The organism is Halobium salinum (assembly GCF_026586625.1).
Classification (GTDB): Archaea; Halobacteriota; Halobacteria; order Halobacteriales; family Haloferacaceae; genus Halobium; species Halobium salinum.
This window is the reverse complement of the sequence record NZ_JAODIW010000008.1, coordinates 910180-923638: the sequence shown is the minus strand read 5'-3', so window position 1 is coordinate 923638 and position 13459 is coordinate 910180. Positions and strand designations below refer to the sequence as shown.

Annotated in this window: 15 protein-coding genes; 7 read left to right on the top strand and 8 right to left on the bottom strand. The window is 70.9% G+C overall.

The features are described 5' to 3' along the window. Positions 1-12: 12 nt before the first annotated feature. Positions 13-1029 (top strand): WD40/YVTN/BNR-like repeat-containing protein, encoded by a 1017-nt coding sequence (locus tag N5095_RS16860; RefSeq protein WP_267624298.1) that lies wholly within the window; start codon positions 13-15, stop codon positions 1027-1029. Between the two features lie 57 nt (positions 1030-1086). Here N5095_RS16860 and N5095_RS16855 read toward each other — a convergent pair whose 3' ends face one another. From N5095_RS16855 to N5095_RS16845, 3 genes are all read right to left on the bottom strand, one after another. After that, positions 1087-1827: an RNA ligase partner protein gene (locus N5095_RS16855; RefSeq protein ID WP_267624297.1), complete on the bottom strand. Its 741-nt coding sequence runs from the start codon at positions 1825-1827 to the stop codon at positions 1087-1089. 67 nt (positions 1828-1894) lie between these two features. Then, positions 1895-3097, bottom strand: coding sequence for an endonuclease/exonuclease/phosphatase family protein (locus tag N5095_RS16850; RefSeq protein WP_267624296.1), 1203 nt, complete (start codon positions 3095-3097; stop codon positions 1895-1897). Between the two features lie 240 nt (positions 3098-3337). Further along, positions 3338-3829, bottom strand: a complete 492-nt coding sequence (locus tag N5095_RS16845) for a cupin domain-containing protein (RefSeq protein ID WP_267624295.1) — start codon at positions 3827-3829, stop codon at positions 3338-3340. Between the two features lie 153 nt (positions 3830-3982). Between N5095_RS16845 and N5095_RS16840 the strand changes: the two genes are divergently transcribed. From N5095_RS16840 to N5095_RS16830, 3 genes are read left to right on the top strand one after another with little or no spacing between them, the layout of a single operon-like run. Next, on the top strand, positions 3983-5071 hold the full coding sequence (locus N5095_RS16840) for a geranylgeranyl reductase family protein (RefSeq protein WP_267624294.1): 1089 nt from the start codon (positions 3983-3985) through the stop codon (positions 5069-5071). Positions 5072-5077: 6 nt separating this feature from the next. Then, positions 5078-6022, top strand: coding sequence for a metallophosphoesterase (locus tag N5095_RS16835; RefSeq protein WP_267624293.1), 945 nt, complete (start codon positions 5078-5080; stop codon positions 6020-6022). A 47-nt stretch (positions 6023-6069) separates the two neighbouring features. Further along, the gene (locus N5095_RS16830; RefSeq protein ID WP_267624292.1) at positions 6070-6381 is read left to right on the top strand and encodes a hypothetical protein; all 312 of its coding nucleotides are present in this window, start codon (positions 6070-6072) and stop codon (positions 6379-6381) included. 24 nt (positions 6382-6405) lie between these two features. Here the strand turns inward: N5095_RS16830 and ygfZ are convergent, their stop codons facing one another. After that, on the bottom strand, positions 6406-7509 hold the full coding sequence (gene ygfZ / locus N5095_RS16825; protein ID WP_267624291.1) for a CAF17-like 4Fe-4S cluster assembly/insertion protein YgfZ: 1104 nt from the start codon (positions 7507-7509) through the stop codon (positions 6406-6408). A 79-nt stretch (positions 7510-7588) separates the two neighbouring features. Beyond that, complete coding sequence (locus N5095_RS16820) at positions 7589-7888, bottom strand: DUF6432 family protein (RefSeq protein WP_267624290.1); 300 nt, start codon at positions 7886-7888, stop codon at positions 7589-7591. A gap of 137 nt (positions 7889-8025) precedes the next feature. On the opposite strand from N5095_RS16820, the gene N5095_RS16815 reads away from it, so the two are divergent. From N5095_RS16815 to N5095_RS16805, 3 genes are all read left to right on the top strand, one after another. Next, entirely contained in the window at positions 8026-9042 is a 1017-nt protein-coding gene (locus N5095_RS16815; RefSeq protein ID WP_267624289.1) for a DUF7093 family protein, read from the top strand. A 129-nt stretch (positions 9043-9171) separates the two neighbouring features. Then, a complete protein-coding gene (locus N5095_RS16810) occupies positions 9172-9555 on the top strand; it encodes a DUF5611 family protein (RefSeq protein ID WP_267624288.1) in 384 nt (127 codons plus the stop codon). Positions 9556-9821: 266 nt separating this feature from the next. Next, positions 9822-10301, top strand: coding sequence for an RNA-binding protein (locus N5095_RS16805; RefSeq protein ID WP_267624287.1), 480 nt, complete (start codon positions 9822-9824; stop codon positions 10299-10301). A 25-nt stretch (positions 10302-10326) separates the two neighbouring features. On the opposite strand, the gene N5095_RS16800 is transcribed toward N5095_RS16805, so the two are convergent. From N5095_RS16800 to N5095_RS16790, 3 genes are all read right to left on the bottom strand, one after another. Continuing rightward, a complete protein-coding gene (locus N5095_RS16800; RefSeq protein ID WP_267624286.1) occupies positions 10327-11949 on the bottom strand; it encodes a molybdopterin-dependent oxidoreductase in 1623 nt (540 codons plus the stop codon). Between the two features lie 117 nt (positions 11950-12066). Continuing rightward, a complete protein-coding gene (locus N5095_RS16795) occupies positions 12067-12216 on the bottom strand; it encodes a hypothetical protein (RefSeq protein WP_267624285.1) in 150 nt (49 codons plus the stop codon). Between the two features lie 397 nt (positions 12217-12613). Beyond that, positions 12614-13408 carry a DUF1028 domain-containing protein gene (locus N5095_RS16790; RefSeq protein WP_267624284.1) on the bottom strand — a complete coding sequence of 265 codons (795 nt, stop codon included), beginning with the start codon at positions 13406-13408 and terminating at the stop codon, positions 12614-12616. Positions 13409-13459: the final 51 nt, after the last annotated feature.

Below are 13459 nucleotides of genomic sequence, written 5' to 3'. Positions count from 1 at the left end.
CTACTGACACGCATGGCTACCGCGTACGTCCCCCTGGAGGAGGCTCTGTTCGTCGTCGACGGCGCCCCGGAGGACCCAGAACTCGTCGGGCGTCGTCTGACCGACTACCGACCCGACTGCGTCGTCGTCCACCCGGACCGGCCCGACCGGGTACTCGTCGGCACCTCGGACGCCGGCCTGTGGCGCAGCGACGACGGCGCGGAATCGTTCGAGCGCGTCGGCGACGGCGTCCTCCACGAGCGCGTGACCGCCCTCGCCGTGAACCCCGGGGACCCCGACGAACTGTGGGCCGGGACGGAGCCGAGCGCCGTCTACCGCTCCACGGACGGCGGGCGGAACTGGGAGGAGAAGGGGGGTCTCACCGACCTCGACTCCGCCGACTCGTGGTCGTTCCCGCCGCGGCCGCACACCCACCACGTCCGATGGATCGAACCGGACCCCGGTGACCCCGCGCACCTCTACGTCGGCGTCGAGGCCGGCGCGCTGGTGCAGACCCACGACCGCGGCGAGACGTGGGAGGACCGGGTCGACGGCTCACGCCGGGACAACCACTCGCTGGCGACCCACCCCGACGCGCCGAGTCGGGCGTGGGCCGCCGCCGGCGACGGGTACGCGGAGAGCCACGACGGCGGGGAGACGTGGGACCACCCGCAGGCCGGGTTGGAGCATCGATACTGCTGGAGCGTCGCCGTCGACGCCGACGACCCGGGGACCGTCCTCGTGTCCGCCGCCAGCGGCGCCCGAGCGGCGCACACGACCGGCGACGCGTACGTCTACCGGAAGGTCGAGACGCGGGGGGACGAAGGGGAGGCTCGGTCGGGCTGGGAGCGCGCCGACGACGGACTCTCACCGGGTGAGACGCTTCGGCCGGTGCTCGCCCGTGGTGCGACGAGCGGGGAGTTCTACGCCGCGTCGAACCACGGACTGTTCCGAACTGCCGACGCGGGTGAATCGTGGCGCCGACTGGTCGCGTGGCCCGAGGGCGAGGGCTTCGAGGACCAGGCGGTCCGCGGGCTGGCGGTGGTGTGACGCCGGGTCGGTCCGCTGCCACCGGGCGCATCAGCGCCGTCGTGGTCGCCGGGGTCGTCAGGAACCGCCGGGGCCGTCGTGGTCGTCGGGGTCGCCGGGGCCGTCGTTCGACTCCGTCTTCAGCCCCGTCTCCGGGGGCCGCTCGCGCACCCCCGCCGCGTGGAGGTACTCGTCGAGCAGGTCGGGGAACTCCCGGCCGCGCATGTAGCGCAGGCCGAAGTCGCCCGCGGTGTTGATGATACCTCGGTCCTCGGTGACGACGCCGGCCTCGAGTTCGCGGGCGAGGATGAGCAGGTCGAAGTCCTCGCGGGAGTCGAGCACGCCCTGTCGAAGCGTCTTGCGGTACTTGTCACGGAGACGAGAGATGGCCTCGTCCACGTCGGTCATGTGGGCGTGGTTCTCCGACTGCTTCCCCTCCAACCCGCGGGCGTCGCGAACCGCCTCCTCGGACACTCGGAGGCCGCGGTTGACGCGGTCGCTCATCTCGTCGACGAACTGGTAGACGATTTCGGCGGGCACCATCACCTCGTAGCGGGCGGGGTGTTTGCGGATGACCCAGGTGCTGAGTTTGGCGAGCGTCGCCTCGGGGACGCCGCGGTCCTCCAGAATCGTAACGAGTTCCTCGTGGATGGACGGCGGCATGTAACAGGAGATTCCGAGTTCGAGTTTCGCCTGCGCGACGCTGTCGAGCAGGCGGTCGACGGCGTCCCCGATATCCTCGTCGCCCCGGCGGATGTCCTCGGTGACGAACGTCGAGGTGTCGAGGACGAACCGCTGTTTCAGCGGGAAGTCGGCCATTGCTGTCGTGTGATAGGTCGTCAGGGCGTATGAATCGGCCGGGAGCCGAAGGCGGACCGCTACGGGCTCAGTCGTCGTGTTTCGCTACGTCCGCCCAGACCAGTCGGTGGTCCGAGGCGGTGGCCACGTCCGAGCCGAGGCCTCGCTTCCCGGCGTTCTCGCTCGGCCAGACGACCGACGACGCGCGCAGCGAGAGGTCCGGCGAGGGGAGCGCCCAGTCGACCTTCGACCCGCCGCCGAACGTGGCGGTCGCGTACGGGTTGCCCCGCTGTGCACCGCCGGGGCTGGTGGGGAGACGACGGGTGGTGAAGTCGTCGTTCTCGAGGAAGTACTCCGTCGCCGGGTCGAGCGGCTCGTCGCCCGGCCCGGCGTTCATGTCCCCCAGCAGGACGTAGGAGGCGTCCGCGTCGAGACCACCCGTCCGCCCGCTGTCGTCGTAGATGTACTCCGCGCCGGCGACGTAGTCCGCGAAGAAGCGCACCTCGTCGTGGTTCCACCGGCCGTTGAAGTTGTTCGGACCGTCGAAGACGGGCGGCGTCGGGTGGGCGAACAGGCCGTGAACCGTCCCGCCGTCGACCTCGAAGGGAACGTCGATGTGGGTCTTCGAAGAGAGACGGTACACCTCCGTCTCCGCCTCGGTGAGGTAGATGGCGTCGTCCGCCGTACTGACTCCTTCCTCGCCCTCGAGCGGGATGAGGTTGTCCGGCATGTCCGCCCAGCGGAACGTCTGGAACGACCGGACTTCGTTCTCGTCGAACGGATACTTGCTGGCGATGCCGAACGCGTACTGGCCGGGGAAGAACCCGAATCCGAACGCGTCCCCGGGCCGACCGAACTCCCCGTTCTTGTTGAAGTCGTACTCCTCTTCGGGCAGGACGCCCGTGTTGCTGGTCGGCTGGAGCGTGTACGGGTAGTCGATTCCCGTCAAGCCCGGCCCCTGTGGGACGCTGAGGTAGTTGTCGACGAACGCCTCGACGTTCGTCCTCGCGGTCGGCACCCCCTCCTCGACCGTCGCCTGCTGCAGGTTGTTCGCGAGTTCGTTGACGACGAGCACGTCCGGGTCGACCTCCTGAATCACCCGGGCGGCGGCGGCCGCCTGCGAGTCGCCCGGCTGCTGGACCTGCTCGGTGGTCAGGTTCCTGACGTTGAACGCCGCGTATCTGGTCCCTCGACCACCCGATTCGGCGGCTCCGGTGCCGGCGAGTGTAGCCCCCGCTGCGACCGACCCGGCGACCTTCAGGAAGTTCCGACGATTGAGGTTTCGTGACACACTCACGCCCGGTCGTCCTCACTTGTAAACGCTGGTGTAGGGGAAATACCAACGCCTCTCGGGGCCGGACGGCTCGCGGGGCGACACCGTCACGACCGGACCGTCGACCGCATCCGCTCGAACCCAGTTGCTGTCGGACGCGGCTTGGAGTCGTCGTGAGTACGGCCGTTCAGAGGTGCCCCGGCGTTCGACGACGCTCGTCACGTCCGGATGGCGTTCGTCACGCTCGGAGGCCGTTCGTCACATTGTGAGGCCGTACGTTTCACACAGTCCAGGGATGCTCTCCATGTCGGCTTCGAACCCGTACCGCTCGGACAGCGCCTCGAACCGGTCGAGCGTCGCCTCGTCCGCGGGGTCGAACGGGTAGAACTCGGCGACCTCCTCGAAGAACGTCGCGAACCCACCGGGGGCGATTATCTCCAGGAAGCGGAGCGGTTCGTCGCCGTCGTTCCAGAACGTGTGCCACACGTCCCGTCCCTTCACCACGAACTCGCCCTCACCGTACGTCGAAACCTCGTCGTCGGCGAGGACGGTTATCTCCCCCTCCAGGACGTACGATATCTCGTCCTCCCGGCTGTGGCGGTGCAACGGCGCGGCGAGCGTCCGCGACGGGAGCGTATGTTCGACCACCGCGACGCCGGCCGCGTTCTCCGCCGCCGCGACCTCTAGCTTCGCGCCGAGGGGGCCGAGGTCGACGTCGTACTTCCGGGTGACCGCACCAGTCGAACTCATCGACCGAAGAGATGACGACCGGCGGCATCACCTCGCGGTCTCCCGGGGTCACCCGGTTACCGGACGGTGGGTCGGTGGGCCGCGGTACCCCATCGCTTCGCGCCGAGCGTCCGGAGAGGAAGCCTTTTCGCACCCCGGCCACACCCGTCGGACATGTACGACTTCGTCGTAGTCGGCGTCGGCCCGGCGGGTGCCCGGTTCGCCCGGCGCGCCGCCGAGGCCGGATACGACGTGCTCGCACTGGAGAAAGGCGAGGTGGGGTCCCCACTCGCCTGCTCCGGCCACGTGAGCACGGACATCTGGGAGTACGTCCCCGACGCCGCGAAGGAGCGCCTGCTCCAGAACCGCGTCTTCGGCGCGGACTTCCACGTCGGCGGCCCGGACACGGCCCACCACCGATTCTACAAGCGCGAGGAGGTGTCGAACGTCATCGACCGCGTCGAACTCGACCGCACGCTCGCCGACTGCGCCCGTGAGGCCGGCGCCGACGTGCGCGAGGGACACACCGTCGTCGGCGTCGAGGAACGCCCCGACCGCGTCGTCGTCGAGGTCAGCGTCGCCGGCGACCGCGAACGGTTCGAGGCGAAGATGGCCGCCGGCTGTGACGGCCCCGTCTCGCGGGTGCGCCGCGAGGTCGGCCTCCCCGAACCCGCGGAGAAACTTCACGGCGTGCTCGCCTTCGACCCCGACGACGACTTCGGCGACTACGTGGACGTGCATCTCACCGTCCCCCGGTTCTTCGCCTGGCGCATTCCGAGAGGCGACGCGGGCGTCGAGTACGGTCTCGCCGCCCCGCCGGGCCGCGAAGTGAACGAGATGTTCGACCACCTCACCGACACGTACGACGTGGAGACCGAGCACTTCTGCTCGGGCGCCATCCCCATCGGCCCGCCGGAGCGGACGGCCACGCGCCGCGTCTTCCTCCTCGGCGACGCCGCCGCCCAGACCAAACCGTTCACGGGCGGGGGTATCCTCTACGGGATGACCGCCGCCGACGTCGCCGCTCGCGTCGTCGACCCCGACGACCCCCGGACGCTCCAGCAGTACGAGCGGGGGTGGCGCGACGAACTCGAAAACGAGATTCGCCTGGGCCACCTCGTGCGCCGGGCGTACTCGCTCCCCGAACGCGTCCAGCAGTTCGGATTGAACGCCTTCTCGGGGGAAATCGGCGTCCACATGGACAAGCCCTCCTCGGTGTTCTCGCTGTCGCAGGTGAAGGCGATGCTGCGCTCGGGGCGGTAGCTCGGGATGTCGGAGCCGACGGACCCGACGCGGTCGACCGGGCCGAGCGGGCCGGCGCCGCGGCCGCGGGACTCCGTCGCCGCCCTCGACGGCGAGCCGACCGTCGTGAGCGTCAGCGACGTGCACGGCCGCCGCGACCGCTTCGAGAGCGCGCTCCTGACGCTCGCCGACCATCCCGACCACGAGTCGCTGGTCGACCGCGACGCCGACGGCGACCTCCGCTGGGCGGGTAACGACTACGTCCTCGTCTGCAACGGCGACCTGGTGAACCACGGCCCCGACTCGGACGGGACCCTCGGTCTGCTCCGCCGACTGCGCGAGGCGGCACCGCCGCGGCGCGTCCGCTACCACCTCGGGAACCACGAGTGTCTCCTACTCTTTCGCGACGTCGCCCCCGACGAGGGGACCGACCCGTACTGGTCCGACCGCGCGTCACCCGTCGAACTCTCCCGGTTCCACGAGGAGGCGCTCGCCGGCCACCTCGCGGTCGCCTACGCGGGCCACCGGTTCGACTACGTCCACGCAGGCTCCGCCGAGGCGATCGACCCCGCGGCGCTGAACGACGCCTTCTCCCACGCAGTCGAGCGCCTCGCCGCCGCCCACGGCACCGACCGCGCGGCCGACGCCCAGCGGGAGACGTTCGTCGCTCACCCGCGTCTCTTCTCGCCGACGCGGACGGGTCTCCCGGCGCCGTTCGACGCCCACCCGGACGTGACCGGCGTCGTCTGGCGCTGGGCGGAGCACCTCCCCGAGTCGGCCCCCCGGCAGGTCGTCGGCCACTCCCCCCACGAGCGGCCGACCCGCCGGGGTGACGTGATTCACCAGGACACGATACGCGAGAACGTCGGGTCGCCCGGCGGGGAGTGTGTCGTGGTCGAGACACCCGACTCCGTGCGTGCGCTGGTGCGGACGGGCGACGGGGGCGTCCGGAAGGTCGCACTCGACCGGTGACGGCGTCCGCCACAACGCTCTCTAGCCGGTGGGCCGAACGGTCACGCATGCCAGAGACGACGGTCGACTTCGGCGGCGACGAGGCGCTGTACGACCGGCTCGAACGGATCGCCGCGGAGCGAGACTGCTCGGTCGCCGACGTGCTCCGCGACGCCGCTCGTACCGTCCACGGGGAGGGTGACGGGTCGGCGGGCGACGCGGGAGGCGACGCGGACACGGACCCGACCGTCGTCGACGTCGAACCCGTCGGGCACGAAGGCGAAGGCCGTGACGACGCCGACCCGGTCGACGAGCGCTCGCCGCCGGCGACGGACGACCACGCGCCCGTCCGAGGGGAGGCCGACGACGACCGGAGCTGAGCCGACCGTCGTCGACGCCCCGACTCAGTCCACGACGACGTAGCTCGGGAGCCGCGCCGACCGCATCGACCCCTCGTAGAACGGCAGGTCCGCACGCTCGGCGTCGACTTCGGCGCCGACCCCGGCGCCGACGGTGAACGCGTGGCCCTCGGCGGCGTCGAAGTCCACGAGCGCGAGCGCCGCCGGCCCCTCGAGGCTCGGGCAGTCGGCGGCGCGGGTCACCGTACCGACCGCGTCGCCGTCGGCGTCCAGCACGGGCGCGTTCGGCTCCGGCACCGACTCGGGACGCAGGCCGACGAGGCGTCTGCTCGGCCGCCCCTGGTTCTCGACCTTCGAGACGACCTCCTGACCGACGTAACAGCCCTTGTCGAAGTCGAGGGCGTTGCGGAGGCCGACGACGTTCGGGAGGCGGCCCGCCAGTTCCGAGTCGAACAGCGGCGTGCCCGCTTCGAGGGTGAGCGTCTCCCACGTCCGGTAGCCAAAGGGCGGCGCGTTCAGCCCGCGGGCAATGAGCGAGTCGAAGACGGCGGCGGCGTCCTCGGCGGCGCAGACGACCTCGTACCCCTCCTCGCCCGTGGGTGCGTCGGTGGCCATCACGGTGATTCCCACGTCGGCGGTGGCGCCCCTGACGAACGACAGTGGCTCCTCGGGCACCGAGGCGTTGTGGAGGACGGAGGCGACCTTCTCGGTCGACTTCGGGCCGTGGACGCCGAAGACGCCGAAGTCACTGGAGGCGTCCGTGAGTTCCACGTCCTGGATGAACGTCTTCTCCGACCAGTCCTCGACCAGCGGTTCGGCGCGGTCCGGCGGGGTGAACAGGAGGAGGCGCTCGCCGGCCTCGTAGAGGTACATGTCCGTCTCGACGCGGCCCTGGGGGTCGAGCAGGAGCGCGTAGCTCCCCTCGCCCTCCTCGGTCGGCACGTGGTTGGTGACGGCGTTGTCGACGAACTCGTGGCGGTCGTCGCCCTCGACGAGGACGACGCCGTACCCCATCTCGACCACGCCGGCGCCGTTTCGTACCGCACGGTGCGTGCGCTCGGGACGGCCGTAGTCCGTGACGACCCGACGCCCGCCGCGCTCCTCGAAGGTGGCGCCGTGGGCCTCGTGCTCGTCGGCGATGACGGTCATGGGGCGCGATAGGCGGGCCGGGCGTAAAACCTGCGGGGAGTCGCCGTCGGACGGTCGGCGGCCGGGGCGTGGACGCCGCTCAGAGCCCGAACCTCTCGCGGATGCTGTCGATGAGACTCTCCTCCTCCTCGGGTGCCTCGCCGGGGTCGGGGACGACCCGCTCGTCGGGCATGATCACCGTCCGTCCGCCCTCCTCCTCGACGGAGATGAGGCCGTCCCCCTTCAGGTCCGCCAGTGCCTCCTCCAGTCGGTCGATGTCGGCGTCGACCGCCGCACGGAGTTCGAACACGGTCATCCCTCCCTCGGCGCGGTCGACGAGCGCGTCGAGCACCGCCACCTGCTCCTCGGCACGGTCGCGGTACTCCCGCTTCGCTCTCATACCTCCCCACTCGGCTCCCCACCGTTTTACAGTTGTCTGCCGTTCGGACTCCCGACGCGTCCGGCCAGACGGGGCGTGCGACGTTCGTCTGACGAACAGGAGGTAGATTTTTACGCCGCAGTCAGGAAGAACGGCCAATGGGACTGCGGTGTCTACTCGGGCACGACTTCGACGACGTCGAGGTCGAGCGCGAGCGTGAGGAGGAGGGGGAAGAGATGGTCGTGACCGTCCGCGAGGTCAAGACCTGCGTCCGCTGTGGCCACCAGCAGGTCGTCAGCGAGAACAAGGAGGTCACCTCGATCCGCCCGCCGGCGGAGGCGACCGCCGAGACGGTGCTCGCGGGCAGCGGGGACGCGACGGCGGCCGACGCCGAGGGGCACGCCGCGGGTGGAGACGGCGGCGCCTTCGACGCGGACGAAGGGGACGACGCGACGTTCATCGACGCCGAGGACGACGGTCAGCCCGAAGCGACTGTCGGCGCCCGCGGTGTCGACGGGAGCGCAGTCGGCGCGAACGACGCGACCGCCGAGGGCGACGGCGAGTTCGCCGCCGCCGACGCCGGCCACAGGGCCGACGACCCCACCGACGCGGACGACGCCGACGGGTTCAACGACGACGAGTTCGAACCACCGGAGAGCGCCGAAGAGGACGACGGCGTCATTCTCGACGACGACGGTGAAGAGATGGAGGCCGGCCGCGGCCACGGCGAGTGGCCGGACTCCGACGACGTCGGCTACGACGAGAGCGAGGCGGCCAACCCCTGGCCAGACCAGCAGGGCGAAGACGAAGGGTACGACGCGCAGTCGCCCGACGGCGAGGCGACGGACGTGGAGTTCGGCGGCGGGCTCACCCCGCAGATGGAGATGGCCGAGTCGGAGCTCGCGGACGTCGAGGGGGCCGACGGAGCCGGGACCGAGGTCGAGGAGGGGTACGACGCCGAGTTCATCGAGAGTCCGGACTCCGGGGCCGAGTCCGTCGGCGACGGATTCGTCCGCGCCGACGACGCGGAGGTCGGCGGCGACTCCTCGGGGGTCCCCACCGAGTACTACTGCCCCTCCTGTGAGATGACGCGCGGCGCCGACGGCTCGTCGATGCGCGCCGGCGACATCTGCCCGGAGTGCAAGACCGGCTACGTCACCGAGCGCGAACAGTAACCGGTCACGACGGTCGCCGTCCCCGACCACCCGACTACCGCGTTCCCCCCGCCGACAGCGCCGCTGCCGTCTTAAACCCCGCGAGGCGACGACGAAACAGGTAAAACCTACCCTACCGAACGGCGGGCCATGAAGGAGTACAAGATGCGCCGCGGCGAGACGCTGGAGGAGAACATCCCGGACATGGAAGCGACCGTCGAGGACTACTTCGGCCCCATCACGGGCACCGAGGAGTACAACGGGAGCGACCTCCACGTCGTCGGCGACCCGAAGAACCCGGTGTTCGAGAAGGTCGTCGTCGGCGCGGTGAAGTACAGCGGGAAGAAAGACACTCTCGCAGTCCACTTCGAGGAGCGCGACGCCGCCGACGTCATCGCGGAGGGGAACGCCGACGCCGCCCAGGACGCCGTCAACGCGAAGAACGAGTTCCTGCTGGAGGCGACGGGCCGCGACGCGAAGGCCCGTCGCGACTCCCTGAAGCGCGCCGTCGAGGACGAAGCGCCGGACTACTGACCGGAACCGGCGTCGTCGCACGTAGCGTCGTCGCCCCACGGAGCGCGAGAACGCTCCGCGAACGACGACGATTCCGACGAGCGCGCCGAACGCGTCGCGCCGCGCCGCGACCCGCTGTCCCACTCCCGATTTTCGAGACTCCGTCCCGACAGCGACCGCGCCGCCCGGAGGGCAGACACCGCCAGCCGACGCGAAGCGGGGCGAGACGACGCGCGGCGACGCGAGACAACGGACGATTTAACCCCCGAGCGACCCACGCCTCGGGCATGCAGGTCAAGTCCCGCCACCACCTCCGCAGCGACGAGGTGAAAGAGATCGAGACGACCCTCGCCGACGCGCTGGGGGTCGACCTCGACGGCGACAGCTACGAACTCGTCGAGTTCACCGACAGCGACGTCGAACTCGTGCTCGTCGACGGCGACCCGCTCGTGTTCTACGTCGACGAGGAGCCGTTTCTCACCGTCCGGGGCGCCAACGAACACCCGCCGTCGAAGGGCGTCGTCACCGTCGACGCCGGCGCCATCTCCTTCGTCAGCGACGGCGCGGACATCATGCGTCCCGGCATCACCGAGGCCGACGAGAGCATCGCGGCGGGCGACCTCGTCGTAATCGTCGAGGAGACCCACGGGAAGGCGCTCGCGGTCGGGCGCGCGCTGGAGCCGGGGAGCGACCTCGTCGGCGACTCGGGGAAGGTCGTCGAGTCGGTCCACCACGTCGGCGACGAACTGTTCGAGTTCTCGGTCTGAACGCGCGACCGGACCCCGCTCGGCGTCACGGCTCCAGCGTCTTCGACACCCACCCCGTCGCCCCGCTCGGGAACGGCTTTCGGTCGCCGTCCGGGGCCTCGCCGTCCCCCTTCGGCTGGCGGTCGCCCTCGCCGTCGACCGCGCGGACGACGACCTCGTGTGTGTCGTCCGGCTTCTCGTACTCGTAGCGCCACTGGCGCCACGCGTCGGCCGCGTGCTTGGCCTCGGGCGACCGACCGGTGCCGGCCGGGAGGCGCTCGGAGAGGGTCGCCTCCGACCACGAGTCGCCGCCGTCGGTCGACACCTCGACGCGCTCGATGCCGCGCGTCCCGGCGTAGGCGTGGCCGGCGACGGTCATCGTCCCCTCGCCGCGCTCGACCCCGTGGAGCTTCGCGACCGTCTCGACCGGGCCGGTGCCGTGCCACCCCTTCTTCTCCCAGAACCCGGTGACCGGCTCCTCGTGAATCTCGATTTCGGTGAGCCACTTGACGTTCACCTCCCCCCAGTGACCGAGCACGAGCGCCCGGAGCGGGTAGCCGTGTTTCCGCGGGAGGGTCTCGCCCCCCTTCGCGAACGCGAGCAGGCCGCCCTCGAACGCCGACAGCGGGAACTCCTCGTAGTAGCCGTCGGCGGCGCGCAGGACGACGTACTCCCCCTGGGGGTCGGCCTCGTCGAGGAGCGCCTCGGCGGAGACGCCCGACCAGAGGTCGGTGTCCATCTTCCGCCCGTTGAGTCGGTCGCTCACGCATCGAAGGGTGACGAACTCGTGGACCGTCTCGCGGTCGAGCAGGTCATCGTAGCTCAGTTCGTAGGCGTTGGCGACGGCACCGGTCACCGACAGCGACCAGTCCGCGGCGGCCACGTCGGGGTCGGCGTTGTTGATGTCGACGGTGTAGAAGTCGTCGCCGCTGACCAGTCCCTCCAGCCCCCCGACGTCGAACGCTCGGGACTCGGCCTCGTCGAGGAGTCGGCTCGTGGTCCCGGTGTCGATGGGGAGGGCGTCGTTCCCGTCGCCCGACTCACTGCCGCCCGCCGCGGCACCGGCACCGGCGCCGTCGCCGCGGCCGAAGAGCGACACGCCCGCGACCGTTCCGACGAACGCCGTCGCGAGCGCGCCGAGGGTCCGTCGGCGGCCGTCGGAGACGCCGGTCGCCGACGCGGCGGGCGTCCCTCCCTCGGCGGTCGACCCGAGGAGCGCCACACCGGTGACGAGAAGCGCGCCCGCGGCGGCACCCGCGCCGACGGCCGACGCCGCCGACCCGGTCACGAGGAGCGCGGACACCGCGACGAGGAGGCTCCCGACGACGACACCGGCGAGCGGCCGGCTCCGCCGTCCACCGAGGAGGAGTCCGGCCACCCCGAGGCCGCCCAGCGCGGCCGCGGCGAGCAGCACCGCCAGGAGGAGGTTGGCCGTCGCACCGAGGTGGTCGATGCCCAGCGACCGGCCGAAGTCGGTGAGCGTGACGATGGCGAACCGAACGACGGCGTCGGGCATGACGCGGACCAGCGCCGACGACACTGGCGACGCGACGAAGGTGGGCCGGAGGCCGACGGCGAGATAGCTCCCGAGGACGCCGGCGAAGCCGGCGGCGAACGCGAAGAGTACGGTTGCCGCTCGGCGCGCTCGACGGGGAGAACGAGGGAACATACGCGCGGTTAGGACGAGCGACACATCACGGCGACGCGGTCGTGTGGGGCCGACGGGAATCCGGATTCGCACCGGGCGTACGCCAATCTGTGCGTGATTCGAGGCCGGAGTCGGGGGTTACGCCGCCGCCTCGTCCGCCTCGGTCTCCTCCTCGTCGAGGAGCTGGGGCTTCCCGAACGGGAACGAACCGAACAGCGCGTAGTGGACGAGCGACGCGGCGACGAACAGGCCGACCAGCGTGAACGCGAGGGTCTTCTTCGAAACCATGGTTCTGCCGTGGTCCGGTGGGGCCAAATAGACGCTGATTGCGGCGGTGTTCTCGTCCGTGGTGGGTAGCGTGTTCGCGCCTGCTGGAGTCGGTAGTGACGGAATCGGTTTCGTGACTCTCGGAAGCCCCCGGGCGCTCGACTCCTCCGACTCGCTGCGGTCCTCGTCGCTCGCTGCGGTCGCTCCTGCGGTCCTTGCGTCGTCGGAGTCGTCGAGCACCCGGCCCCTTCCGGAGCCCCACCCGACGGTGGCTGCCAGGCGAATGTCGGGCGCCGGATAGTCAGGTGTCGTCGCCGGCGGCTGGTTGGCCTTCGCCGCCGCTTCTTCCCTATCTACTCGTCGGCGGCGCTCATATCGTCCTGCTCGCGGGCGACGCCCGCTCGCGTTTTCGAGGCGTCTACGACGCCTCGTCCTCCTCGTACGCCTCCGCGTACTTCTCCATCGCCATCTCGAAGCCGCGCTTGGCCTCGCTGTAAGTCTCGCGGAGGTCGCGGATGGGCTGTTCGGTGGCGTCGACGCGCAGGTCGTCGTAGTAGGGGTCTGCGGCGCGGTCCTCGGTGGTCGTCACCTTCAGCGCCGCGCTCTGGACGTCGAGGTCCTCGCGCTTGTCGCCGCCCTCGGCGTAACCGGCCGCGAGCGCGTCGACGAGGCGCTTCGCGAGCGGTTCGCGCGGCCCCTCCTCGGCGGCGGCGTCGCTCTCGGGGTTCGACGGCTCGGCGGCCCACGCCGACTCGTAGGTCTCGGCGACGGCGTCGACCACGGACTCGCCGGCGAGAAGGTTGCCCGCAACCGTGTAGTTGCCGCCCTCGACGTGGCCGTACCAGCCGTTGCAGTCCTCGCCGGAGAAGGCGAACGTCCCCTCGCGGCCGACGCCGTGGAGCTGGCGGTTCTCGCGCCCGTCGTCGGCGTTGAGGAGGGCCTGTAGGGCGTCATCGACGGCCAGGCCGTCCTCGAGGTACTCGACGCCCTTCCGGCCGAGTTCGACGTTCGTCAGGCTCTGCGTGGAGACGGCGCCGAACTCGTTCGCGTGGGGGCAGAGCGCCCCGACACCCGGCAGGCGGGTGGTGACCGCGACGCCGAACCGGGTGTGGGTGGTCGGTTCGCCGTCCGGGGCGTCCCCGTTCTCCGCGGCCTCGTCGGCGCCGTCCCCCTCGACCTCGTACTCCTCGCGGACGCAGATGCTGAACGTCATAGCCGGGTGGAGGCGGAGCGCCCGCAAAAAGGTCGGGAAGGCGGCACCGGC